Here is a 24,828-nt window from a genome sequence, read left to right as displayed (position 1 = left end):
GATCGGGCTTCGATCACACCAACAGAGGAGACAAGCATGAAAGCAGCAGTTCGTCATTCCGCGGCCGTTGCAGCCCTGGCTGTGCTGGCGTCCGTCGCGACCGGCGCACAGGCCCAGGTGAGCGAGCGCAACATCAAGTTCGGCTACAGCGTCCACGAGACGCATCCGCTGGGCAAGGGCGCGAACAAGTTTGCCCAGCTGGTGGCCGAGAAGAGCGGCGGCAAGATCAAGATCAAGAACTACCCGTCCACGCAGCTGGGCTCGGAGACGCAGATGATCTCGGCCACGCAAGGCGGCGTGCAGGACATGGTGGGTGTGTCCTCGGCGCCGCTGGTGGGCCTCGTTAAGGACTTCGCGCTGTTTGACCTGCCCTTCATGTTCGCCAACGAGAAGGAGGTCGATGCCGTCGTGGACGGGCCGGTGGGCACGCGGCTCTTCGACAAGCTGGCGACCAAGGGCGTCGTCGGCCTGTGCTTCTGGGAAAACGGCTTCCGTCACGTGACGAACAACAGGCGGCCGATCACGAAGCTCGACGACTTCAAGGGCATCAAGCTGCGCACCATGCAGAACCCGGTGTACGTCGACATGTTCAATACGCTGGGTGCCAATTCCGTGCCCATGGCCTGGCCGGAGGTGTACGCGGCACTGGAGACCAAGGCCATCGATGGGCAGGAGAACCCCTTCGTGATCGTGTCGACCAACAAGATCAACGAAGTGCAGAAGTACCTGAGCGTGACCAAGCACGGCTACTCGCCCTACGCCGTGATGGTGGGCGCCAAGCTGTGGGAAAAGCTCAGCCCGGCCGAGCGCACCATCTTCAAGGACTCCTGCGCGGAAGCCCGCGACTACCAGCGCAAGCTCAATCGCGAGGAGGATGCCAAGACCGTCGCCGAGCTCAAGGCGCGCGGCATGCTCATCAACGAGGTGCCGCCGGAAGCCGTGGCGCAAATGAAGCAGCAGCTCAAGCCCGTGACCGACAAGTACACCAGGGAAATCGGCGAAGACCTGGTCCAACAGGCGCAGGCCGAGATCGACAAAGTGCGTTCCGCGATGAAGTAAGGCCGGGTGGGCGCGCCGGTGCCAGTGCCTGACGTGCCGCCTGGGCCGAATCCGGCACGCCGCAAGCGGGCCGGCCGGTCGATGGTATCGTCATCACACCATTGGGCGCCGCCCAGAAAGACTGCCGGGACCATGTGATGGCTGAAACGATCCAGCGCAAGAAGCTCTACGAACACGTGCTCGAACGGCTGATGGAGCGCATTCGCTCCGGCGAGATCGCCCCGGGTGCGCAGTTGCCGTCAGAGCGTGAATTGATGGAGGAGTACGGCGTGGGCCGTCCCGCGGTGCGCGAGGCACTGCAGGCGCTGGAGCGCTCCGGCATTGTCGAGATCGCGCACGGCGAGCGCGCGCGCGTGGTGGTGCCCACGGCGGAGCGGCTGCTGGCGCAGGTCGCCGGGGGCGCCATGCACCTGCTGCGCACACAGCCGCAGACCCTGGAGTACCTCAAGGACGCCCGTCTGTTCCTGGAGACCGGTACCGCGCGGATGGCGGCGGAACGGGCCACCGAGGAGCAGGTGGCCCGGCTGCGGCTGGCGGTGGCCCAGCACCGCGCCTCCATGGTCAATCTGGAGCTGTTCATCGAACGCGACATGGCCTTCCATCGCGAGGTGGCCGGCATCAGCGGCAACCCGATCTACCCGACCATCGTCGAGGCGCTGTTCCGCTGGGCCAGCGAGTACTACCAGACCATGGTGCGGGCACCGGGCGCGGAGGAACTGACGCTGGCCGAGCATGAGCGCATCGTCGATGCCATTGCAGCGCATGATCCCGACGCAGCCGCTGAAGCCATGCGTGCGCACCTCACACGCTCCAGCGTCCTGTACCAACGCTTGACGAAACAGGCTTGACTTGAGCGGGCTGGATTTCCCCGTCAATAACGATTATGTCAAATAAGGTTGAGTGTTCAACCTGAATGGCGAGCCTGCCTTGACAGCCTGGCGTCGCTTGCCACGTCAAGCCTCTGCACCCAGGCCGAAATCGATGAGCACCTTCATCGCGCGCTTGCGGTCAGCGGCGAGCTCGAAAGCCGACACGGCGTCTTGCATTGGGAAAGCCCGGGTGATGATGGGCGAGAGATCGACGCGGCGGTCGTTGATCAACTTCACGGCCAGCGCAAACTCGGCGTGGAAGCGGAACGAGCCCATGAGCGCCAGCTCCTTGGCCACGATGAGGTTCTGCGGCACGCTGACGTCGCCACCCAGGCCCAGCTGCACCACCACGCCGCGCGGGCGCATGACTTCCAGGCCGTCGCGCAGGGCGCGCTCGTTGCCCGAGCACTCGAACATCACGTCGAAGCTGCCCTTGTCGGCGGCATTGCGCGCCACCCAGTCCTGGTCCGAGGCTGCGTTGATGGTGTGGTGCGCACCCATGCGGCGCGCGATGGCCAGCGCTTCGTCCACCACGTCGGTGGCCACGACTTCCGCCGCGCCGTGCAGCCTGGCGGCGGCGATGGCCAGCACGCCGATCGGCCCGCACCCCGACACCAGCACGCGCTTGCCCAGCAGCGAGCCGGCCCGGCCCACGGCATGCAAGGCGACCGAGAACGGCTCCGCCACTGCGGCCTCGGCCATGGGCACGCCGGGCGCCACGGCATGGCACTGGCTGGCGTTGCACACCAGTGCATCGCGGAAGGCGCCCTGGCTGTGCGGCATGCGCATGGCACTGCCGTAGTAGCGCATGTCCAGGCACTGGTTGGGCAGCCCCTCCAGGCAGAACCTGCACGCGCCGCAGGGCCGGCTCGGGTTCACCGCCACGCGGTCGCCAACCTCGAACGACGTGACGTCGCTCGCCATCGCCGCCACGGTGCCCGCCACCTCGTGGCCCAGCACCATAGGCTCCTTGATCCGGATGGCGCCAAAGCCGCCATGGCGGAAGTAGTGCAGGTCCGAGCCGCAGATGCCGCCCATGCCCACGCGCACGAGCACCTGGCCCGGCCCCAACTCGTCCGTCATCTGTTCGTCCAGCCGCAGGTCTTCCGGGGCGTGGAGGACCAGGCACATGCAGCGCATTCTCATGGGGCTATCCCTTTGGATTGATGAGACTTACTTGGTGATCGTCACCGTGGTGAGCAGCTTCTTGAAGTACGCCGACTGGTCGGCCATGAAGGCCTTGAAGGGTTCGCCATCCATGTAGGACACGATCAGGTTGGTCTTGGCCATGGCGTCCTTGAACGCCGGCTCGGCCACCGCCTTGCGCGTGGTCTCGCGCAGCACCGCCACCACCTCGGGTGGCGTTCCCAGCGGCACGCCCAGGCCGCGCCAGGTGCCCAGCGCCAGATCCACGCCCTGCTCCTTGAACGTGGGCACGTTGGCGTACTGGCCACCCAGGCGCTGCTCGGCCATCACGCCCAGCACCTTGAGCTTGCCGCTGGCCACGTGGGGTCCGATCTCGGCCGGGCTGACGGCAATCGCATCCACATGTCCGCCCAGCAATGCGACGACGCTGGGTGCGGCGCCCTGGAACGGCACGTGGTTGAAGTGCACGCCGGTCTTCTGCTCCACCGCCGCCGCCGCCAGGTGCCAGATGGAGCCGCTGCCGGCATTGCCCATCGCCACGGCGCCCGGGTTCTTGCGCGCATGGGCGAGGAACTCCTCCACCGTGTGCCACGGTGCGTCGGCACGCACGGTGATCGTGCCCGGGTCGGCGTTGAGCCGGGCAATAGGGATGAAGTCCTGGACGCCGAACTTCACCATGCCCAGGTGCGGGATGATGGCCAGCTCCGAAATCAGCACCACGACCTTGTAGCCGTCGGGTGCGGCACGCTGCACCTCGCCCATGGCCAGCCCACCGCTCACGCCGGGCTTGTTGGTCACGACGAAGGGCTGCGGCAGGTACTTGCGTGCCGCGTCGGCGAAGTTGCGCGCCATCACGTCGGTACCGCCACCGGCCGACGAGGGCACGACCAGCTCGATCGGCCGCGTGGGGTAGTCGGCGGCCCAGGCCGGGCTCATGGCCGTTGCCAGCGCCAGCACAGCGCCCAACGTGATGTTCCTGCGGGTTTGCGTCATTGAAGTCTCCTGTGCCGGACGGGGCCGGCTTGTGGTGTTGCTCGTTTTCCCAGCGCCGCAGCGCTTACTTGGCGGTGCGGATGCGCTCGATCTCGGCCGTCATGTCCCTGCCCGTCTCGCCCAGGCCCTGCTTGTGCTTTTCGATGACGGGCTTGAGCCTGTCGCGCATGCGCGCACGCTCCTGCGCCGAGAGCTCCACCACGGCCACGCCCTTGGCCTTGAGCGCGTCCACGGCCTTGGCGTCCATGTCGCGCGACACCTGGCGCTGGTAGGGCTTCACCTCTTCAGCCGCGTCCAGCAGGAGCTTCTGCTCGTCCCTGGAGAGCTGGTCCCAGAACTTCTTGCTGGCCATCACCAGCAGCGGCGAGTAGGCGTGCCGCGTGGCGGTGGCGTACTTCTGCACCTCGTAGAGCTTGGTGACTTCGGCCGTGACGAACGGGTTCTCCTGGCCGTCCACGGCCTTGGTCTCTAGCGCGCTGTAGAGCTCGGGGAACGGCATGGGCACGGCGTTGGCACCCAAGGTGTTGAAGGTGTCGATGAAGACGGGGATCTGCTGCACGCGGATCTTCAGCCCCGCAATGTCCTCGACCTTGGTGATGGGGCGCTTGCTGTTGGTGACGATGCGAAAGCCGTGGTCCCAGTAGGACAGGCCCACGAGCCCCTTGGCCGGCAACTTGTCCAGCAGCTTGCGGCCCACCGGGCCGTCCAGCGCCGCATCGACCTCCTTGAAGTCGTCGAACAGGAACGGCGTGTCGAAGATGCCGAACTCCTTGTCCATGCCGGTCAGCAGGCCCGGGCCCATCATCGACATCTCGATGGTGCCGCCCTGCATCGAGGAGGCCACCACCGCCTCGCCACCGAGCGTGCCGCCCGGATAGAGCTTGATCTTGAGCTTGCCGCCGCTCTTTTGCGCCACCACCTGGGCGAACTTCCTGGCGCCGGCGCCGTGCGCCGAGTCGTCGGTGTTGGCAAAGGCGAACTTGATGTTGCGCTCCTTCACCTCTTGGGCCGTGGCGCCGCCGGTGAGGCTCAGCAGCGAGCCCGTGGCCAGGGCGAGGACGACCGATCGAAAGATGTGCTTCATGGCCTGCATCCTTGAGAAGTACGGGCGAAGTCGGGCAGCGCGACCGGCCGCCCTGGAGCCGGTGGATCGCGACAAAGACAGGAAAGTGAAGATGGGCAGGCGCTGTGGCAGCGCCTTCAGATCACGGGCCGGCCGCCATGCCGCCATCGGCCAGGAAGCTGCGGTGCGACGGCATGCGGATGCTTGGCAAGCCGGTCATGGCGTCTGCAGCGTGCCGTCGACCAGCCGCGTCTGCGTCCAGGTTGTCACCCCGCTCTCACACGGGTACTTGGCGGCCTGGGCCTCGTCGAGATCGACGCCAAGCCCCGGCTTGTCGTTGGCATAGACGTAGCCGTTCCTGAACGCGGGCAGGCCCGGGAACACGTCGAGCAATGCCGCCTTGGGGCCGCGCAGCTCCTGGATCACGAAATTCGGCGGCTCGGTGCCCGACCACTCCTGCACGCCGAAGTTGCGTGCGGCCAGGTCGATGTGGATGTTGGCCGCGTGCGCCAGCGGCGACATGTCGCCGGGACCGTGCCAGGCCGTGCGCACGCCGTACTGTTCGGCAAAGAGCTGCAGCTTGCGCCCGGGCGTGATGCCGCCGACCTGGCTCAGGTGCACGCGGATGTAGTCGATGAGCCGCTCGGCGATGAGGCCGCGCCATTCAAAGGGATGGTTGAACAGCTCGCCCTGGGCCAGCGGGATGCTGGTCTTCTCGCGCAGTCGGCGCAGCCACTCGCCCTCCTCCAGCGGAATGGCATCCTCCAGGAAGAACAGCTCGAAGGGTTCCAGCGCCTGCGCAAACTGGATGGCCTCGATAGGCCTGAGCCGCTCGTGCACGTCGTGGCACAGGTGCACGTCGAAGCCCACCCGGCCGCGGATGCCCTCGAACAGCTTGATCGTCTCGCGCATGTAGCGCCGGCTGTCCAGGTAGACGCCATCCGGCGCGCCCGCCGGGGCGCCTGAAGGCGCGCGGCCATAGCCGCCACCGCCGTAGCCGCCGCTCTGGCAGCGCACGTGCGTGATGCCCTGCTCGCGGTAGCGCTGGATGTTGTCGCACAGCTCGGCCAGGTCGCGCCCGTCGGCATGGCGGTAGATGGGCACGCCCTCGCGTACCTTGCCGCCGAAGAGCTGATAGAGCGGCATCCCGGCCTGCTTGCCCTTGATGTCCCACAGCGCCATGTCGATGCCGGAGATGGCGTTGTTCTCGATCGGCCCGTTGCGCCAATAGGCGTTCTGGTGCATGAGCTGCCACAGCTCCTCGATGGCCTCGGCATCGCGGCCGATCAGCAGCGGGCGCAGGTACTGCTCGACCAGGCATTGCACTGCGAGGTGCCTGTAGGCGAAGGTGGCGCAGCCCAGCCCGTAGAGGCCGGGCTGGTTGGTCTCGACCTTGACCACGAGCAGGTTGATGCCCTCGGGGGCGGTGGCGATGGCCTTGATGTCGGTGATGAGGGTAGCCATGGGGGCAGTGGATGTTGTCGTGGAACGGGAGTGAGTGCAGGGCTCAGAGCACGGCCAGCCAGCCGCCATCGACGTAGATGATCTGGCCGTTGACGTAGTCCGATGCCGCAGAGGCGAGGTAAACCGCGGTGCCTACCAGCTCCTCGGGCTTGCCCCAGCGCTGCGCCGGGTTGCTGGCCTTGACCCACGCGTCGAACTGCGGGTTGTTGACCAGCGCCGTGTTCATGTCCGTCAGGATGTAGCCCGGACCGATGGAGTTGGCCTGGATGTTGAACTGCGCCCACTCCGCCGCCATGGCGCGCGAGAGCATCTTGATGCCGCCCTTGGCCACCGTGTAGGGCGCCACCGTCGCGCGCGCAGCCTCGCTGGTGAGCGAGCCGATGTTGACGATCTTGCCGCCTCGCCCGCGCGCCACCATGCGCCGCGCGGCCTCGCGTCCGACCAGGAAGGCGGCCGTGAGGTTGGTGTCGATGACGCGCTGCCAATCCTTGACGTCGAGTTCCAGCATGGGCTGGCGGTGCTGGATGCCGGCGTTGTTGACCAGCACATCAATCTCCAGCCCCTGGCGGTCGAATGCCTGGAATGCTGCAGCAACGGCCGCCTCGTCGGCCACGTCGAACACGCTGCCATGGGCGGCTATGCCCCTGTCGCGCAGCCTGGCCACGGCGTCTTCCACCGCGGCGGCCTGGCGGCCGTTGACGATCACCGCTGCGCCGGCGGCCCCCAGCCCCTCGGCCAGGCAATAGCCAATGCCGCGGGCTGAACCGGTGACCAGGGCGGTGCGCCCGTTGAGATCGAACAACGTGGTGCTCATTGCATTTCCTCAGGACTTACCTCATTTGTATCACGTATGATGTTTAACGCCTTCAGGGTTGTCCCGGGTAAAGGTCATACGTGATATAAAATAATGCAATGACGACCAAGTCCCCGGCACCCCGAGCCACTTTTCAGGAGCAGGTCCTGGAGCAGTTGGGTCGTGACATCTGCTCAGGCCGCTACAAGCCTGGTGTTGTGCTGCCGCCTGAAGGCGAGCTGTGCGAGCGCTTTGCCTTCAGCCGCATCGTCATCCGGGAAGCCGTGAAGTCGCTCTCCGCCAAAGGCATGCTCGACGTGCGGCGCAAGGTGGGCACGGTGGTGCTCGATCCGCGCCACTGGAACCTGTTCGACCCGGACGTCATTGCCTGGCGCGCGCAGTCCACCGTCGTGGATCCGGCCATGACGCGCGACCTCATGGAACTGCGCCGCATCGTCGAGCCCGCGGCCGCCCGGCTGGCGGCACGGCGGGCCACTGAGCAGGAGCGCCAAGCGCTGCGTTCGGCCTACGCGGCCATGGAGCGGGCGGTCGCCGGCGAGGGGGATTACGTGACGGCCGACCTCGCCTTCCACGCCACGGTGTTGTCCGCGGCCGGCAACCAGTTCGTGCGCCAGATGCAGGAAGCGATGAACGCCATCCTGAAGGCGAGCTTCAGGATCAGCTCGGAAAAGCCCGGCGGCCCGGCCTTCACGCTGCCCATGCACGAAGCGTTGTGCCAAGCCATCGAGGAAGCTGACGAGAAGGCGGCGGAGCTCGCCTCGCTCAGGTTGATCGAGCAGGCCGAGGCCGACTTGCTGGAGCAACTCCAGATCGAGCAGCACGCTTCGGCCCAGGTTGCCTGAGCCTGGGCGCGTCATTGGCACGATGCGCCACTGCCGGCCACGAGCAGTACAGCGTACTTACAGCGGTACTTCCGCGATCAATGCCCTGGGGGTTGCTGCAACTCAATGGCAATCGAAGAGCACGCAGTCTGTTGAACTGAACCGGACCCTTTTGTCCAACAAGACAACATACGAGGCTTTTCTCTGAGAAGCCACTCGTCCCGACTTGCGACGGACGCGGTGATTAAAGGGAAGAAAAAGGGACGTTATAAAGTGAAGCTCAGCGACCGGTTTGGGCTGGTTGGTATTTCTAGTATGTTGTTGTCTTGCTGATTTCACAACACAGGCCTATGCACATCGGCCGCACCCGCGGTGCTCACCACCAAAACGTCATGTGCAGCATGTCGAGCAGCTTGTGCGTCCAGATCCAAATGATGCGGCGCTCACCCGTTTCGATCAGGGCCAGCCCCGTCATTCCCGGCCGCCACCAAGCCGCAGCGGACTCGTCCAGCACGACTTTCAATGTGAACTGCCCGCCCTGGCCTCCTTTGGCTTGCGCCAGTGGCACCAACTTCTCCACCCGGAAGCCAATGTCGTGGTCGGGCTGGCTCAGCAGCCGCAACCGTCCACGAGCCTGCGGCGGCAGTTCGCGCACGTCCCGCTCCGACACATGGATCACTGCATACAGGCCTTCGATGCGAGCCAGCCGGAACAGCTTGTCGCCCTGACGCACCGGCGAACCGGAAAGCTCCTTGCGCTCGCCCTCCACCAAGACGCCCGTGAAAGGCGCGGCAATCTGTGCCTGCTGCAACTGGAACTGCACGCGCTCCATGCGTGCCTGTGCTTGCGTGGCACGGGCCAAGGCAATCTGAGTCTCGGCGGTCTGGGCCAGCGCGCGGGCACGATCGGCCTCGGCCTCGTAGCGCCGCACTTCCGATTGCAAGTCGGACGCCTGCAGCGACAGCTCTCGGGTGTCCAGTTGGGCCAGCACGGTGCCCTGGTTCACGGTGTCGCCGAGATTGCCCTGCACTTGGCGTAGAAATCCGTCAAACGGCGCGCTCAGCACCTGGACGCTGTCCGTGGTCAGCTCCCCTGGCGCCTCGATCCGGTAGGGCCATGTGCCGAAGCAGATGACCCCCAGCGCCGCCACGGCCGCCGTCACCAGCAGCTTGCGGCCCGGGTGCTCAGGGCTCAGCCAGGCCAGAAGCCGCCTGCGCAGATGCGCATGCCATCGTGCGCCCCACCATTTCGAATGCCCGCGCAACACCGTCAGCCAGGGCTTGAGCAAGTGCAGCGCCACGACGACCTGGTGCAGTTGTTCCTTGTCGAAACCGCCCTCCCGGCGCGCCAGCGTCAACGCCAGCGGCGAATCGCGCTCGGCAGTCCCGTCGCGGCACACCAGGGTTGCCAGCCGGTTGAACCCGGTCTGGCGGCTCAGGCGCTCGTGCGCCAGCGTCACGGTGGAACTGCCGGCCGGCACGGGGTGCAGGATGTCCACGTGCTGGTCCACAGCCTCTTCGAGTGCGGATTCGATCAGCTGCACGTTGTCGGCCTTGCGCTCAAAGCGGTCGATGTGGCTGATCGCCTGCACGTGCGCCTCGCCGTCTTCGTACCAGCCCAGCACCACCTGCTCGCAGCCCAGCACGGCCGCCACCGAGTTGACCAGGCTGAGCGTTGCAGCACCGAAATCGCTCTCCTGCATCACGCGCGCCACCAGATCCAGCAGCTCAAGCAGGCCAGGCTGCGCCGGTGCGTCACGGCCCGCGCCCGCCTGCGCGCCAGCGGCGGTGCCAGGTGCATGCGGCGTGGGCGATGGCGCCGGCATCGACGCCGGCAAATCCGCCACCAGTTGCGCACGAACCAGTATTTCGTTGATGGCCGTGCGCTCGCGTCCCGGCACCTCCAGCAGCGCCAGCGTCGGCCCGCTCGGACCCAGCAGGCGCACGGCGACCGTGATCTGGCCGTCCGCCTGCGGCGCGTAGGCATGGCCCTGCGCCAGCGCCCGCGGCGCGAGCTCGGCCAGGCGTGCGCTCGCGCCTGTGACCAGCGCGCTGTCAGGCGCGGCGTTGGTGCCCAGCAGCCGCCAGGCACCACCCTCCTGCGCCGCGCGCAACACCACCGCCGCGCGTGCCCGGCAAAGCAGGCTCAAACAGGCGCACAGGCGCTGCCAGTAGGCGTCATCGTGCTTCGCATGGCGCAATGTGCGCAGGGTGTCTATCAGTTGCGCAGGATCGATGCGCGGCGGCGGGGGCGCCGCCACCGGCGCCTCAGGCTCCTTGAGATCCGCGCTCACGACACGCTCTCCACCCGGAGCCTGGCCTTCACGCCAGGGCGGATGCGCCGCTCGGGATTGGGTATGTGCACCCGCACCTCGACCAGCGAGCTGGCCGCATCAACCACCGGCGACACGAAGCTCACCCGGCCGGCCTGCGGTTCCTTGACCGCGGGATCGTCCAACCGCACCGACAAGCGTGCGCCCTCGCTGAGCTTGCGCGCCGCGGCCTGGCTGACGTTCACACGCAACTCGCACACGCTCTCGTCCACCAGGCGCACCACACCGTCTCCTGGTGCAGCCCATTCGCCGGGATGGACCTTGATCATGGTGATCACGCCCGCGATAGGCGCGTTGAGCACGCGCAGCGCCTGCTCGCGCCGCGCCAGCTCCAACTCCGCGCCCTCGCGCTTCTTGGACTCGCGCAATTGCTCGGCCCGTCCGCCGGTGGCCTCCAGCTCCATGCGCAGCTTCATCACCTCTTCGCGGCTGACGGTGCCGGCAGCCTCGTACAAATCCGAGGCGTCCTTGACCAGGCCGTCCAGGATGGAGCGCCGCTGCTCGACGGCCGCCTGCTCCGACGTGTCCTTGACGATGATGCGCCGCCGCTCCTGCTCCACCTGCTGCAGCCGTGCGTCCTGGCGCAACAGCGCCTGGCCGGGCTTGACCCGCTGGCCCACCGTCACCAGCACCTGGTCGACCACGCCACCCACGTGCACGCTCAGCGTCAGATCGCGCAAGGGGTAGACGATGCCCACGAAATCCGCATCCTGAGCCCACACGCCGGTCGCAGCCGCGCTGAGCAACGCCATGGCGGCCATGCGCCTGCAACCATCTCGAACAACCGTTTTCACTGCCCGTCTCTCCTGAAGCCGGTTCGGCCCGTGCCGCCGGCCCTGAATTCCAACGCTCACCCGGCGCCGTCACTGGCAAAGGCGAGCTGCTTGCGAAGCTGTTGCTCGCGCAAGCGCAAATAGCGCCGCTGCTGGAAGGCCTGCCGCTGCGCGCGCCGCTGCGCCCACCGGACCAGCACGTGCGCCAGCGCACCACGCCAGCGCGGGCTGCGTGCCAGCAGATCGCGCAGCGGCACCAGCCAGAACGGCAGGTGGCGCTGCAACAGGTCGTCCTCCAAGCCGACGAAGGCTTGTGCGAAACCGGGCTGACCCTGGCGCCCTGCCCGGCCAAAAAGCTGCCAATCCACCCGCTCGGACTCGTGCGGCTCCACCATGAGCACCTGCAGGCCGCCCTGCTCGGCCACGCCCGCACCCAGCAGGATGTCGGTGCCGCGACCGGCCATGTTCGTCGCCACCGTGATGCGCCCCGGCTCTCCAGCCAAGGCAATGATGTCGGCCTCGCGCTCGTGCTGCTTGGCGTTGAGCACCTCGCACGCCAACCCACGCTCGGCCAGCCTTTGCTGCAGCATTTCGCTGTCGCCCAGACGGCGCGTGCCCACCAGCACCGGCATGCCGCGCCGGTGCAACTGCTCCACGCACTCGAGCACCGCCGTCCATTTGGCTTGCGCATCGGCGAAATGCCGCAGCGGCGGCACACGCAGGCGGCTCGGCAGCCGCGTGGGCACCACGAAGGTCAACAGTCCATAGGTCCACCACATCTCGGAGCGCACGCCCTGCAGCGTGCCGCTGGCACCGGCCAAATGATGGTAGAGGCTAAAGAATTCCTGGAAGCTCATGCGCGCCAGCGTCTTGGACGGCTGCGAAATCTGCACGCCCTCGCGCGCCTCTATCGCCTGGTGCAAGCCGAAGCTCCACGTGCGGCCCGGCATGACACGCCCGGTGTTCTCGTCCAGGATCTGCACTTTCCCGTCCTGCACGATGTAATGCCGGTCACGCAGGAACAGGTCGCGCGCCGACAGGGCCTGGCGGATCAGGTCGTCACGCCGTTGCGGCGCATGCCACACCGCGGGCAGCCGCCGCGTGGCGGCTTCCAGCCGCTCACGCCCTTGCGAGGTGAAATCGATCTCGCGCAACTGCGCATCGAGCCGGTAGTCGCGCTCGGCCTCCAGTTCCTCGGCCACGTCACGCGCGGCCAGAACCGCCTCCATCAGCAACTCGTTGGGCTGCGGCGCCGAGATGATCAGCGGCGTGTTGGCCTCATCGATGAGCACGCTGTCGGCCTCGTCCACAATGGCCGAATACAGGCCACGCTGGCGCACGCAACCCTGCTGCGGCCGCAACTCGCGCAGGCGCCGGCGCATGGCGTCCGATGCGCCGTCCAAGGCGATCTGGTCGAACAGGTGGTCCGCCAGCAGTTGCTTGCTGGTGGCATACACCAGGTCCGCGGCGTAAACGTCACGCAACTGCTGCGGCGACAGCCCGTGCACCGCCGCGGCCGCGCTGACGCCGCAGCGCCGGTACAGCGGATCCATCAGCTCCACGTCCCGCTTGGCCAGATAGTCGTTGGACGTGATCACGTGGCAAGGCAGGCCGCGCCAGCCGCGCAGCACGCCCACCAGCGCCACGGTCAGCGTCTTGCCCTCGCCCGCGTTCATCTGCACGAGCAGGCCTTCGTGCATGGCCAGCGCGGCCAGCAACTGCACCCGGTAGGGCAGGCGCTGGAGCGTGCGCTGCGCGGCCAGGGAGATGGCGGCCAGCGCTTCGATGCGCAGTCGCCTGGCCGCGTCGCCGCGCAACTGGTCAAGCCGGAATGCACTGCGCTGCTGCGCCAGCCGGGCGTCGAGCGCCGCATCGTCCATGTCGGCCCAGGCCTGCTGCAGCGCCAGCACCTCGGCCGCGTCGCGCTGCAGACGGCGCTGGAAGCCGCCGACCCGCTGCTCACCCCAGCGCAGCCAGTCGCGCCAGCGGGCCCCCGTCGGCTGCTTGTCGCTGCACGGTGGCGACCAACGGAAGTCGGCCTGTGCGGCAGAGGTCGTCGTGCTCACAGCCTGTAGCGCTTCTGCATCATTTGGAGCAAGGCCCGGCGCGCCTGCTCGAACAACGGACGCGAGGGCAGCGGCACACGCAGCCAGCCCGTCATCCCCTGCATCACCTGGGCCTCTGCGGGCTCGAAATAGGCCTGCAGCTCGTAGTAGGGATCCAGCGCCTGCAGCCCTTCCGGGTCGTCGGGCTTGACCGCCACGCTGCCGCCGCCGTGCCAGCCCAATGCCGGCGACGGCAGCTTGTCACGCTGGTAAGGCACCAGCACCAGATGGCTAGGGTGAATCACCAGTTCAGCCTGGCCGTTGAGCCGCAGCTCTGCGCCACGCAGGTCACGCTCGAACAGTTCCTTGGCCTGCTCCTGCGACACCACGGCCGAGAAGCGCATGCTGCCCGGGTTGCTGAGCTCGCCCAGCCCATGGCCACGGCCCAGCCAGTTGTGCAGCCGCTCGTGCAGGGTCTCGGCCGCCCAAGTGCCGTCGTGCCGTGCCCGCACCGTCAGCTCGGCCTGGCGCGCCTGCAGTTGGGCCAGCCGCTCCTGGGCCACGGCCAGCCGCTTGTCCAACGCGCCGACCTCGGCCGGCGCCTTCTCCAGGGCCTGGTTGCGCAGCACTTCGGATTCACTGGCACGTGCCTGGGCCTCGACGATTTCCAGCTCCAGCTCGGGATTGCTCATGCGCAGCAGCACCTGGCCGGCCTTCACCGGCGCACCGTGGGACACCTCTATCGTGTCCAGCCGCCCCGGCGCGTTGGCGGACACGCGCGTGTACTCCACCGTTTCGACCATGCCCGGCGCCCGTAACGCATCGGCCCAGGGAAACGCGCCGATGACGGCTACTGGCACCAGCACCAGCGCCAGCGACACCGACACCGCGCGGCGCCGGTTGCGCATCAGCGCCGGGCTGCGCAGATGGCAGACCCAGCGCCACCCCGGCAGGATGAAGGCCAGCACGAGCGTGATCAGCGCAAACACCACGGCCACCGCCGGCCAGTTGTCCGCCAGCACCAGCAGCATGGAGATGAACACCAGCACCCGGTAGCAGAAGCTCACCGCCCCGTAGAGCACCAGCCACCACCACTCGCGCCGGTCCCGCGCCGGCGGCTCCAGCCCTTGCGTGCCCAGCAGCCAGCGGTTGGCCAGATGGCTCCACATCTGGCCTGAGCGCTGGTAAAGGTTGGGAATGTCGAGCAGGTCCGACAGCACGTAGTACGCATCGAAGCGCAGCAGCGGGTTGCCGTTGAAGACCAGGCTCGAAATCGAGCCGATGACCATCACGTTGAAGGCCAGGCTGTTGACCAGCCCGGGACCGGACCAGGCCCAGACCATCACGCCCAGCGCCGCCAGCACCAGCTCCACGATCACGCCGGCGGCGCTCACCAGCGCGCGCGCGCGCCGGTCGCGAAACGACCAGCTTCCCGTGGCGTCCACATACGGCAGCGGCACGCCCATGAGCAACATGATGCCGAAGGCATGCACTTCGCCGCCGAAGCGCTTGACCACATGCGCGTGGCCCAGCTCGTGCAGCACCTTCATCAGCGCGATGCACAGGTACAGCCATCCCAGGTTGCTGGCCGCGAACATGCCCTCGGCCTGGTTCCACAGCCGGTGCGACTGCGACAGCGCCACGGCAGCGCCGGCCACGCACACCAGCAGCAGCAGCGCGCCCATCTGCCAGCTCACCAGCCAGTGCGTGAGCGCGGTCTGTCGGTCCAGCCACCGGTTGGGGTCCCACAACGGGATGCGGATGGACAGGAAGCCCAGCACCTTGCCCTGCAGCTCGCGGCGGCGCTGGCCCCTGTAGCGCTCGAAGATGACCTGGCTGTCCGACAGCGTGTCGTGGAACAGCAAATTGGACTGGTGCAGCTGCGACAGCAACTGCATCACTTCCTCCTGGCCCGGTGCCTCGGTGGGCATGTCGCGCAGGCATGACTGCCACACCTCTTCCACCGTGCGCTGCGGCGTGAGGCGCGACACGAAGGCGTAGGCCTGCGGCGTGATGCGGAAGAAGCGCTGCGTGTAGGTGTCGCGCAGCACGTACCAGTGCTGGCCGCGAAAGCGCTGCTTGTGCACGGCCACCGTGGGCAAAAGGCTCAGCCTGGCATCGGCCACGCGATGCCAGGATTCGCTGAACGTGCGGCTCACGGCCGGTGCCCTTGCGGCGAAATGGTGTGGGGCTTCATTCAGGAACCCGCACGCCGAAGGAATCCAGCAGCCGGCCGGTCAAGGCACGCACCGACAGCTCGGCCAGTTGCAACCTCACGTCCGCATCCAGCAGCCGAAGCCGGCTGTCTTCAAGCCGGTCTCCGGTTTCGACCAGCACGCGCAGCCGGGCCCGACCGCGCTCGTAGTGCATGCGCTCGGCGTCCAGGAGCTTTTCCCGGCCCTGCACCTCCTGCTGCAGTTGCTGGCGTTCCTGCGAGATGGCCTTGAGCTGTGCCGCGCGCGACATCCATTCGTTGCCCAGCGTGGTGGCCTCGGCTTCCGCTTGCAGCCGCGCCGCATCGCGCTTGAGCATCTGCGCACCGCTCTTCTCACGAGCGCCGTCGTTGCCGACGGGCATCTCCAGCGCGGCACCCACATACCAGCCCGGATGCCGGTTGTGCAGCGACGTTTCCAGCCCCGGGCGGAAACCGCCGCTCAGGCTGTTGCGGCTGTAGCCGAGCTCCAGGCTCAGGTCCGGGCGCTGCAGGTCCTTGGTGTAATCCAGCCGGATCTGCTCCTGTTCCAGGCGCAGCATCGCAATGCGGTAGGCCGGCCAGGTGTCGGCAAGCTGCGGCGGCAGGTCGAGGTCGGCCGTCGCGGCCGGGGCTTGCGGCCGCAACGGCTGCACGGGCGTGAAGCGCAGTTGCGGCCGTTCCACGGCGCTCATGTTCAAGAGATTGCGCACGCGGGCGTTGGACTCGACCAGTTGCTGCTGCGCGCGCGCGACTTCCGTTTCGCGGCTGCCAATGGCCACATCGGCTTCGAGCAGATCCACGCGGGGCGCAAAACCGCGGTCCACCAGGCGCTGGGCGATGTCGCGCAGCTCCATGGCCGAGCGCACCGCCCGTTGGCGCATGGCCAGCATCTGCTGCGCGCGGTAGAGCTGCCAGTAAGTGCTGGCCGCTTCGCCCACGGTGTCGAGCAGCTGCTTGACGAAGCGCTGCTGCTCGATCTGCTGTTCCTTCTCCGCCACGCGGATCGCGACCTCCGTCATCTGGCGCCCCGCGCCGCGCAGCAGCGGCTGCTTGACGGCCAGCGTGAGCGTGCCGCGGTACTCCCGGTCGTCGCGGGTGGCGAGCAGGTTGCTGGCACGCCGGTGCAGGTCGTGGGAGAGCTCGAAGGTCGCCCCGCTGGGCAGCTTGCCACGCACGCCCACGTCCGTCGCGTTGATCTGCTCCAGCGCGCTTTCCTTGTCGACGTTGGTGAGGCTTTGCGTGCGCTCCTCGTAGGTGCGAGGATGGTCGTAGACGTCGCGGCGCAGGCGGCTGAAGGCCGTCGGGTCGTAGAGGGCACGCTCGGCCTGCGTCAGCTTCTCCGATGCCTCGGCCTGCAGCCGCGCCGCGTTGGCGCTGGCGTTGCGCAGGACCGTCCACTGCACGAACTGCGTCAGGTCGAGCGAAAGCTCCGAACCGGCTGGCTGTGCCCAGGGCACCCCGGTGTCCACGCCTGCATCGGCAGCCGTTGCACAGACGCACGCAAGCCACAAGCCGGCCACGGCCAGCAGCTTGCGGCAATGTCGACGCCGTTGCGCATGCAAAGGTGCCGGCGTAACAAACTCATTGCCCATCTACTCCAGAGCTATGGTGTTGTGTTGAAGACGCGGTTGCGGACATAAATCACACGGGCCTTGAAGGATTGAAGCATCGGACTCACATCGCCATACGAGAAGTCCGCGCCCCAGGCCATGGCCGGGCCGGTGCCTTGGGCTTGCGACACATAAGGCGAACCGGTCCAGAACATCTGCGAGAACGTGGAACGGTTGGCGTCGCCGCCGTAGAAGCCGGCATCCATGGCCGGCTTCGTGAGGCTGCGTACCGCAAGCGAATCCATCTCGTTGCGGTTGGGCAGCCGCCAGTCACCGTAGCCGCCCGGCAGGCTGGCATTCACCGACTGTACGCCGGACACGGCCTCCGTCCACGAGCTGAGCGTTGGTTGATTCGGGATAAGCCACATTAATTCACGCCGCGTGTCAACGATGACGAAGTCGCTGCCCGCGGCGCTTCGGGTGTAGGGCTGCACCGAAGGGTCGGCGTCGTTGATCAGCGATGCGCCCGCCACCCAGCGCACCCGCGCGCTGCCCGGCGCGCTCACATCCTTGCCGGCCGAGCCCTGGTTGCCGAAGTCCACGCTCCACGACTTGCCGTCTACGTCCAGGTAGGCGTCGCTGGACTGGAACACGGTCGCGGGCGTGGCCGGAAAGTAGGCCAGGTCCACGGCGGCACCGCTGCCCTTGCCTGCGTGAACGATGGACATCAGCTCATGCACCGTCGGCTGGCGCCAGCCGATGTGGCCGCACAGCCCGGCCGTGGGCGCGCTGTCGGCCATCCCGCGGCTGTCCTTCAGCCACATCAGGCCCGTGACGTTGTCGCGGGTGCAGGTCCAGACGTTGGTGGGGTAAGCGGGGCTGGCCGGGCAGGCGTTGGAGGCGTCCAGGGGATGGCCGGAGCTGCAGATCCGGGTGAAGTCGAACCCCAGCTCCCCGGCGCCTATCTTGGTCAGCCGCGCGGCCTGGGCATCGCGGCCGGTGGCGCCATCGGGCGCCAGCACCGTGCCATTGGCCGCGGCAAGAATGCCGGTGTCGTTGAGCAGCGTGTCGTGGCAGTCCACCTTCACGCTGCTCACCGGTCCCTCGACCGTGCCGGCCGCCCCGGCCGTGACGGCACACATCTGGCCCTGCGGATGCTTCTCGACGCTCACCGAGTAGCTGGAACCACTTGCGAAGAGCTGCTGGAACTTGAAGCTCAGCGCCGCGTACGACGCCGTGCTGAAAGTCTCTGTGCTGCCGGCGACACCCAGGGTCAGCGTGGTGCCCGGACTCAGCCCGTTGATGACACCTCCCACCGGCGAAGGGCTCGCCCCGCCACCGCCGCCACAGGCGGCCAGCAGCGATGAAACGAGCACACCGGGGATCAGGGTGCGGCCCCAGGAAATTGGACGTTGTTCAGTGTTCATGACTCAATCAGAAGGAGATGTCTTCCACCCAGTAGTCAAAGCGGCCGGCGCCGGTGCTGAGCACACCGGCGGAAACCGGCTGCGTGGCCACGCCACCCAGCAGGAAGGCCTGGCCGAGCTCGCTGCCCAGCTCCGCGGTGCCTGCCGGGGCGGCCTGCCACGTGACGTCGGTCGACGTCGGCGAGGACAGCCGTGAAGCGATGCCCCAGCCCGGCGCAGCCAGCACGGCGGCGGACTTGGCTGCCATCGGCGCAGCCCGGGCGGCGGACTTGCCGGACACGATGACGCTCGTGTTGACGTCGATGAGCTGGACGTGGACCGTGCCGCCATCGAGCACCACGACCTGCACGGTGCCGTCGGACTGGGTCTGGCGCAGCACCACGCCGCTGGGCGCGAGCACGCTGACCTGGCTGCTGTTGACCCGCAACGGGTTGCCGGCTTCGCCCTGCACCGGGCCGAAGCCCGAGACCACCACGGTCTGCGCCGTGACGTTCACGGTGTTCGCGGCGGTGGCCGAGAGGATGCGCGCCGTGCTCTTGTCCGCCAACACGGTCACGGTGTGGTTGGCGGCCAGGATACGACCGACGCTCACGCCATCGGTGCTGCTGAGCTTCACGTCGGCCGTGCTGGTCAACACGCTGGAGGCGCTCATCACGACCTTGCGGCCCTGCAGCGTGAGGGCGTCGGCGATGCTGAGCAGGCCTTCGACGCGCAAGTCGGCCTGCCGGCTGGCATAGCCGATCTCCACGCCTGCGAAGCCACCGGCCAGCGCCTGCAGCGATGCCGCGTCGACCAGTGCCCCGCTGCCCGTGCCGACGAGCACGGCCGTCTGGTCGCTGGTGGGCCGCAAGGTCAGCGTCGTGCCCGGCTTCGCAGCCTGGACGGAGCCGTTGCCGCCCCGGAAAGCCACCGACGACGCGCTCAACACGACCTGGCCGCTCAGCCGTGCCTGACCTCCAAGCACGATGCCCTGGGCCTCGCTCATGCCGATCTGCACGTCGCTGAGCACCACCGGCGCCGCGCCGTTCACGAGCAGCGACTTGCCCTGGATGCTGCCCTGCAGCGTCACGGTCGCGCCGGCGGCGGCGCGGATCTCCACCGCGTTGAGGAAGCTCACCGTGCTGGAGCGGCCGTCCACCGTCACGGAGCCCGTGTGCTCCGCGCTGCCGATGACGATGCGGTCGTAGCCGGCGCGCATGCGCGTGAGCGCGGCGTTGTCGACGTACCACGCGTTGTCACCCGGCACCGGCTGGGTGGGCGCGGAGCGGCCGATGACGATGGCTTGCGCCGGATCCACCGGTCGCAGGGTCAAGGTGCTGCCCGCAGCCTGCGTGCCGTTGAGCACCTGGCCCTGGGCACCCCACTCGACGCTGCGACGGCTCTGGAGGGTCAGTGCGCCCTGCTCGGAGCGCAGCGTGGCGTTGATGTTGATCGTGCCCTGCTGCGCCACCAGCGTGATGCCGCCGGACCCCTTGGTGCTCACGGCATCGGCGCCGCCGGTGCCGGGTTCGAGCCGGATGTCGCCCGCCAGGGCGGTGAGCTTGACACCCCCATTGGCGCTGGTCTTCAGGCCCGCAAGGGCGCCCAGCGAACGTGCCAGCACGCCGCCATCGGCCTGCACCTGCTGGTACCCGACCGCCACGGTGCTGACCGTCACGCCATCCGTCTCGACCACGTCGATGCCACCGCTGCCGGCCTGGGCCGCCAGCGTGGCCACGGTGGTGGCCAGCGGTCGGCCTTGGCCGATTCGCTGCCCCGCCACCAGGCTCAGACCCTGGGCGCGCACGTCCACGGCGCTGTCGCCCGCGTCGAGGATGCTGCCCGCCGTGGCCGTCACGCCGACATTGCCGGCGGTGCTGAGCTTGCCCAGCGTCACGTTCTGCGCCGCCAGCAAGCGGATTGCACCGCTGGCCGTGGCCACCGCGGTCTGGTCCACCATGGTGATGGAGCCGCTGCCCGCTTCCAGGTCCACCGTTCCTGCACCACCCGTGCGCAGCCCGCCCGTGCCGGTGAAGCTCACCGAGCGTGAGCCCAGCACCGTCACATGGCCCGTGCCGCTCACGATCCCGGCCCCAACGATGACGTCCGCGTCCTTGCCCAGCGTCTTCAGCAGCACGTTGCCGCTGCCGGCGGCGCTCACCGCCGTGCCGGCCACGCCGGCGTTGCCGCCGTTGGCCGTGCCGTCGTTCAGCGTCAGCGTGCCGCCGGCCACCAGCACGATGTGGCCGTTGTTCAGCGACACCAGGTCCGACTGCGCCGCGTCGCTCACCACCGAGGTGGTGGCGCCCGCGCCCAGCTCCGTGACGCTCACGTCCACGCTGCCCACCGTCAGCGCATCGGCCTCGTCCACGAACACGCCCGCGCCTCGCGCACTGAGCGTGCCCACGGCCAGCGTCAGGTGGCGTGTGGCCGTGCCGATGGCACCGCCGGCCTGCAGCCGCAGCGTCGTCGCGCTGACGTTGCGCGTGCTGCCCGCGGCGTTGGCGATGGCGCCCGTGTCGGCCAACAGGCTGACGCTGGTGGCCGTGACGTTGCCCACGGTGACCGAGGTCGCCGCATGCAGCCGCGCGCCGGCGCCCGTGACCTTGGCGTCGCCGGCCATGGCCAGTGCGCCGCCGCGGGCGTCGATGGACACCGTGCCCGTGCCGGCCGTGCTCACGTCCACACCCGTGGCCGTGGCGCTGCCCAGCAGCACGCTGCCCGCGGCCTTGAGCGTGACCTGCCCCGTGCCGCTGGCGATGTCGCCGTTGACCACCAGGTTGCCGCCCAGCGACTGCAACAGGATGGAGCCCGTGCCCGCCGCGCTCACCGCCGTGCCTGCCACGCCGGCGCTGCCGCCGTTGGCCGTGCCGTCGTTCAGCGTCACCGTGCCGCCGGCCACCAGCACGATGTGGCCGTTGTTCAGCGACACCAGGTCCGACTGCGCCGCATCGCTCACCACCGTGGTGGCCGTGCCCGCGCCCAGCTCCGTGACGCTTACGCCCACGTTGCCCACCGTCAGCGCATCGGCCTCGTCCACGAACACGCCCGCGCCGCGCGCGCTGAGCGTGCTCACCGCCAGCGTCAGGTGGCGCGCGGCCGTGCCGATGGCACCGCCGGCCTGCAGCCGCAGGTTCGTCGCGCTGACGTTGCGCGTGCTGCCCGCGGCGTTGGCGATGACACCCGTGTCAGCCACCAGGCTGACATTGGTGGCCGTGACGTTGCCCACGGTGACCGTGCTCGCCGCATGCAGCCGCGCGCTGGCGCCCGTGACCTTGGCGTCGCCGGCCATGGCCAGCGCGCCACCGCGCGCGTCGATGGACACCGTGCCGGCCGTGCTCACGTCCACGCCCGTGGCCGTGGCGCTGCCCAGCAGCACGCTGCCCGCGGCCTTGAGCGTGACCTGCCCCATGCCGCTGGCGATGTCGCCGTTGACGATCACGTCACCGCTCGTGGCCTGGATGAGGATGGAACTCGTGCCCGCCGCGCTCACCGCCGTGCCGGCCACGCCGGCGTTGCCGCCGTTGGCCGTGCCGTCATTCAGCGTCAGCGTGCCGCCGGCCACCAGCACGATGTGGCCGTTGTTCAGCGACACCAGGTCCGACTGCGCCGCATCGCTCACCACCGCAGTGGCCGTGCCCGCACCCAGCTCCGTCACGCTCACGCCCACGCTGCCCACCGTCAGCGCATCGGCCTCGTCCACGAACACGCCCGCGCCGCGCGCACTGAGCGTGCCCACGGCCAGCGTCAGGTGGCGCGCGGCCGTGCCGAGGGCACCGCCGGCCTGCAGCCGCAGGTTCGTCGCGGAAACGTTCTTCGTGCTGCCTGCGGCGTTGACGATGGCACCCGTGTCGGCCACCACGCTGACGCTGGTGGCCGTGACGTTGCCCACGGTGACCGTGCTCGCCGCATGCAGCCGCGCGCTGGCGCCCGCGACCTTGGCGTCGCCGGCCATGGCCAGCGCGCCACCGCGCGCGTCGATGGACACCGTGCCGGCCGTACTCACGTCCACGCCCGTGGCCGTGGCGCTGCCCAGCAGCACGCTGCCCGCGGCCTTGAGCGTGATGTGGCCCGTGCCGCTGGTGATGTCGCTGTTGACGATCACGTCACCGCTCGTGGCCTGGACCAGGATGGAGCCCGTGCCGGCGGCGCTCACCGCCGTGCCGGCCACGCCGGCGCTGCCGCCGTTGGCCGTGCCGTCGTTCAGCGTCACCGTGCCGCCGGCCACCAGCACGATGTGGCCGTTGTTCAGCGACACCAGGTCCGACTGCGCCGCGTCGCTCACCACCGAGGTGGTGGCGCCGGCGCCCAGCTCCGTGACGCTCACACCCACGCTGCTTACCGTCAACGCATCGGCCTCGTCCACGAACACGCCCGCGCCGCGCGCACTGAGCGTGCCCACGGCCAGCGTCAGGTGGCGTGCGGCCGTGCCGATGGCACCGCCGGCCTGCAGCCGCAGGTTCGTCGCGCTGACGTTGGTGGTGCTGCCCACCGCGTTGACGATGGCGCCCGTGTCAGCCACCAGGCTGACATTGGTGGCCGTGACGTTGCCCACGGTGACCGTGCTCGCCGCATGCAGCCGCGCGCTGGCGCCCGCGACCTTGGCGTCGCCGGCCATGGCCAGCGCGCCGCCGCGCGCGTCGATGGACACTGTGCCCGTGCCGGCCGTGCTCACGTCCACGCCTGTGGCCGTGGCGCTGCCCAGCAGCACGCTGCCCGCAGCCTTGAGCGTGACGTGGCCCGTGCCGCTGGCGATGTCGCCGGTGACGATCACGTCACCGCTCGTGGCCTGGACCAGGATGGAGCCCGTGCCGGCGGCGCTCACCGCCGTGCCGGCCACGCCGGCGATGCCGCCGTTGGCCGTGCCGTCGTTCAGCGTCACCGTGCCACCGGCCACCAGCACGATGTGGCCGTTGTTCAGCGACACCAGGTCCGACTGCGCCGCATCGCTCACCACCGTGGTGGCCGTGCCCGCGCCCAGCTCCGTGACGCTCACGCCCACGCTGCCCACCGTCAGCGCATCGGCCTCGTCCACGAACACGCCCGCGCCGCGCGCGCTGAGCGTGCCCACGGCCACCGTCAGGTGGCGTGTGGCCGTGCCGATGGCACCGCCGGCCTGCAGCCGCAAGCTCGTCGCGGAAACGTTCTTCGTGCTGCCTGCGGCGTTGGCGATGGCACCCGTGTCGGCCACCACGCTCACGTTGCCCGCGCTGACGTTGCCCACGGTGACCGAGGTCGCGGCATGCAGCCGCGCGCCGGCGCCCGTGACCTTGGCGTCGCCGGCCATGGCCAGCACGCCGCTGCGCGCGTCGATGGATACCGTGCCCGTGCCCGCCGTGCTCACGTCCACACCCGTGGCCGTGGCGCTGCCCAGCAGCACGCTGCCCGCGGCCTTGAGCGTGATGTGGCCTGTGCCGCTGGCGATGTCGCTGTTGACGATCACGTCACCGCTCGTGGCCTGCACCAGGATGGAGCCCGTGCCGGCGGCGCTCACCGCCGTGCCGGCCACGCCGGCGTTGCCGCCGTTGGCCGTGCCGTCGTTCAGCGTCAGCGTGCTGCCGGCCACCAGCACGATGTGGCCGTTGTTCAGCGACACCAGGTCCGACTGCGCCGCGTCGCTCACCACCGTGGTGGCCGTGCCCGCGCCCAGCTCCGTGACGCTCACGCCCACGCTGCCCACCGTCAGCGCATCGGCCTCGTCCACGAACACGCCCGCGCCGCGCGCGCTGAGTGTGCCCACGGCCAGCGTCAGGTGGCGCGCGGCCGTGCCAAGGGCACCGCCGGCCTGCAGCCGCAGGTTCGTTGCGGAAACGTTCTTCGTGCTGCCTGCTGCGTTGACGATGGCACCCGTGTCGGCCACCACGCTCACGTTGCCCGCGCTGACGTTGCCCATGGTGACCGTGCTCGCCGCATGCAGCCGCGCGCCGGCGCCCGTGACCTTGGCGTCGCCGGCCATGGCCAGCGCGCCGCCGCGCGCGTCGATCGACACCGTGCCCGTGCCGGCCGTGCTCACGTCCACGCCCGTGGCCGTGGCGCTGCCCAGCAGCACGCTGCCCGCAGCCTTGAGCGTGACGTGGCCCGTGTCGCTGGCGATGTCGCCGGTGACGATCACGTCACCGCTCGTGGCCTGGACCAGGATGGAGCCCGTGCCGGCGGCGCTCACCGCCGTGCCGGCCACGCCGGCGATGCCGCCGTTGGCCGTGCCGTCGTTCAGCGTCACCGTGCCACCGGCCACCAGCACGATGTGGCCGTTGTTCAGCGACACCAGGTCCGACTGCGCCGCGTCGCTCACCACCGCA

At 68.8% G+C, this 24,828-nt stretch carries 15 protein-coding genes and 1 pseudogene; 3 read left to right on the top strand and 13 right to left on the bottom strand.

Features of this window, described 5'->3' with window-relative positions; all coding sequences use genetic code 11:
- Positions 1 to 36: 36 nt before the first annotated feature.
- Positions 37 to 1,059 (top strand): TRAP transporter substrate-binding protein, encoded by a 1,023-nt coding sequence (locus SM757_RS08975; RefSeq protein WP_322465164.1) that lies wholly within the window; start codon positions 37 to 39, stop codon positions 1,057 to 1,059.
- 137 nt (positions 1,060 to 1,196) lie between these two features.
- Positions 1,197 to 1,907: a transcriptional regulator NanR gene (locus SM757_RS08970; RefSeq protein WP_066337635.1), complete on the top strand. Its 711-nt coding sequence runs from the start codon at positions 1,197 to 1,199 to the stop codon at positions 1,905 to 1,907.
- Positions 1,908 to 2,012: 105 nt separating this feature from the next.
- Here SM757_RS08970 and SM757_RS08965 read toward each other — a convergent pair whose 3' ends face one another.
- The 5 genes from SM757_RS08965 to SM757_RS08945 all read right to left on the bottom strand — a co-directional run bounded on the left by SM757_RS08965 (position 2,013) and on the right by SM757_RS08945 (position 7,408).
- A complete protein-coding gene (locus SM757_RS08965) occupies positions 2,013 to 3,074 on the bottom strand; it encodes an L-idonate 5-dehydrogenase (protein ID WP_322465163.1) in 1,062 nt (353 codons plus the stop codon).
- Positions 3,075 to 3,101: 27 nt separating this feature from the next.
- Entirely contained in the window at positions 3,102 to 4,067 is a 966-nt protein-coding gene (locus SM757_RS08960) for a Bug family tripartite tricarboxylate transporter substrate binding protein (RefSeq protein ID WP_322465162.1), read from the bottom strand.
- 64 nt (positions 4,068 to 4,131) lie between these two features.
- Positions 4,132 to 5,151: a TRAP transporter substrate-binding protein gene (locus tag SM757_RS08955; protein WP_322465161.1), complete on the bottom strand. Its 1,020-nt coding sequence runs from the start codon at positions 5,149 to 5,151 to the stop codon at positions 4,132 to 4,134.
- Positions 5,152 to 5,346: 195 nt separating this feature from the next.
- On the bottom strand, positions 5,347 to 6,594 hold the full coding sequence (locus SM757_RS08950) for an enolase C-terminal domain-like protein (protein ID WP_322465160.1): 1,248 nt from the start codon (positions 6,592 to 6,594) through the stop codon (positions 5,347 to 5,349).
- 43 nt (positions 6,595 to 6,637) lie between these two features.
- The gene (locus SM757_RS08945; RefSeq protein WP_322465159.1) at positions 6,638 to 7,408 is read right to left on the bottom strand and encodes an SDR family oxidoreductase; all 771 of its coding nucleotides are present in this window, start codon (positions 7,406 to 7,408) and stop codon (positions 6,638 to 6,640) included.
- Positions 7,409 to 7,506: 98 nt separating this feature from the next.
- Between SM757_RS08945 and SM757_RS08940 the strand changes: the two genes are divergently transcribed.
- Positions 7,507 to 8,250 carry a FadR/GntR family transcriptional regulator gene (locus SM757_RS08940; protein ID WP_322465158.1) on the top strand — a complete coding sequence of 248 codons (744 nt, stop codon included), beginning with the start codon at positions 7,507 to 7,509 and terminating at the stop codon, positions 8,248 to 8,250.
- A 355-nt stretch (positions 8,251 to 8,605) separates the two neighbouring features.
- On the opposite strand, the gene SM757_RS08935 is transcribed toward SM757_RS08940, so the two are convergent.
- From SM757_RS08935 to SM757_RS08905, 8 genes and pseudogenes are all read right to left on the bottom strand, one after another.
- Positions 8,606 to 10,522, bottom strand: a complete 1,917-nt coding sequence (locus tag SM757_RS08935) for an efflux RND transporter periplasmic adaptor subunit (protein WP_322465157.1) — start codon at positions 10,520 to 10,522, stop codon at positions 8,606 to 8,608.
- A complete protein-coding gene (locus SM757_RS08930; protein WP_169805931.1) occupies positions 10,519 to 11,313 on the bottom strand; it encodes an efflux RND transporter periplasmic adaptor subunit in 795 nt (264 codons plus the stop codon). Before SM757_RS08930 ends, SM757_RS08935 begins: the two co-directional genes overlap by 4 nt.
- A gap of 98 nt (positions 11,314 to 11,411) precedes the next feature.
- Positions 11,412 to 12,113, bottom strand: coding sequence for a preprotein translocase subunit SecA (locus tag SM757_RS35545; protein WP_407655747.1), 702 nt, complete (start codon positions 12,111 to 12,113; stop codon positions 11,412 to 11,414).
- A 54-nt stretch (positions 12,114 to 12,167) separates the two neighbouring features.
- Positions 12,168 to 13,214: pseudogene (locus SM757_RS35540) on the bottom strand (preprotein translocase subunit SecA); the annotation flags it as partial.
- 182 nt (positions 13,215 to 13,396) lie between these two features.
- On the bottom strand, positions 13,397 to 15,538 hold the full coding sequence (locus SM757_RS08920; RefSeq protein ID WP_322465155.1) for a biotin/lipoyl-binding protein: 2,142 nt from the start codon (positions 15,536 to 15,538) through the stop codon (positions 13,397 to 13,399).
- Positions 15,539 to 15,572: 34 nt separating this feature from the next.
- A complete protein-coding gene (locus tag SM757_RS08915; protein ID WP_322465154.1) occupies positions 15,573 to 17,042 on the bottom strand; it encodes a TolC family protein in 1,470 nt (489 codons plus the stop codon).
- A 134-nt stretch (positions 17,043 to 17,176) separates the two neighbouring features.
- Positions 17,177 to 18,550, bottom strand: a complete 1,374-nt coding sequence (locus SM757_RS08910) for an Lcl C-terminal domain-containing protein (protein WP_322465153.1) — start codon at positions 18,548 to 18,550, stop codon at positions 17,177 to 17,179.
- A gap of 7 nt (positions 18,551 to 18,557) precedes the next feature.
- A partial coding sequence (locus SM757_RS08905) for a beta strand repeat-containing protein (RefSeq protein ID WP_322465152.1) occupies positions 18,558 to 24,828 on the bottom strand: 6,271 nt, incomplete at its 5' end.

The sequence above is a fragment of the Azohydromonas lata genome (assembly GCF_034427735.1).
In the GTDB taxonomy this organism is placed as follows: Bacteria; Pseudomonadota; Gammaproteobacteria; order Burkholderiales; family Burkholderiaceae_C; genus Azohydromonas; species Azohydromonas lata.
The sequence above is the reverse complement of the archived record's forward strand: the minus strand, read 5'-3'. Positions and strand labels throughout refer to the sequence as shown.

Excerpts from the sequence above, each read along its gene's own strand:
- SM757_RS35545 (WP_407655747.1), bottom strand. The coding sequence starts at position 12,113 with ATGTGGTGGACCTATGGACTGTTGACCTTCGTGGTGCCCACGCGGCTG.
- SM757_RS08960 (WP_322465162.1), bottom strand. The coding sequence starts at position 4,067 with ATGACGCAAACCCGCAGGAACATCACGTTGGGCGCTGTGCTGGCGCTG.
- SM757_RS08945 (WP_322465159.1), bottom strand. The coding sequence starts at position 7,408 with ATGAGCACCACGTTGTTCGATCTCAACGGGCGCACCGCCCTGGTCACC.
- SM757_RS08965 (WP_322465163.1), bottom strand. The coding sequence starts at position 3,074 with ATGAGAATGCGCTGCATGTGCCTGGTCCTCCACGCCCCGGAAGACCTG.
- SM757_RS08950 (WP_322465160.1), bottom strand. The coding sequence starts at position 6,594 with ATGGCTACCCTCATCACCGACATCAAGGCCATCGCCACCGCCCCCGAG.
- SM757_RS08940 (WP_322465158.1), top strand. The coding sequence starts at position 7,507 with ATGACGACCAAGTCCCCGGCACCCCGAGCCACTTTTCAGGAGCAGGTC.
- SM757_RS08955 (WP_322465161.1), bottom strand. The coding sequence starts at position 5,151 with ATGAAGCACATCTTTCGATCGGTCGTCCTCGCCCTGGCCACGGGCTCG.
- SM757_RS08910 (WP_322465153.1), bottom strand. The coding sequence starts at position 18,550 with ATGAACACTGAACAACGTCCAATTTCCTGGGGCCGCACCCTGATCCCC.
- SM757_RS08970 (WP_066337635.1), top strand. The coding sequence starts at position 1,197 with ATGGCTGAAACGATCCAGCGCAAGAAGCTCTACGAACACGTGCTCGAA.
- SM757_RS08930 (WP_169805931.1), bottom strand. The coding sequence starts at position 11,313 with ATGGCGTTGCTCAGCGCGGCTGCGACCGGCGTGTGGGCTCAGGATGCG.
- SM757_RS08975 (WP_322465164.1), top strand. The coding sequence starts at position 37 with ATGAAAGCAGCAGTTCGTCATTCCGCGGCCGTTGCAGCCCTGGCTGTG.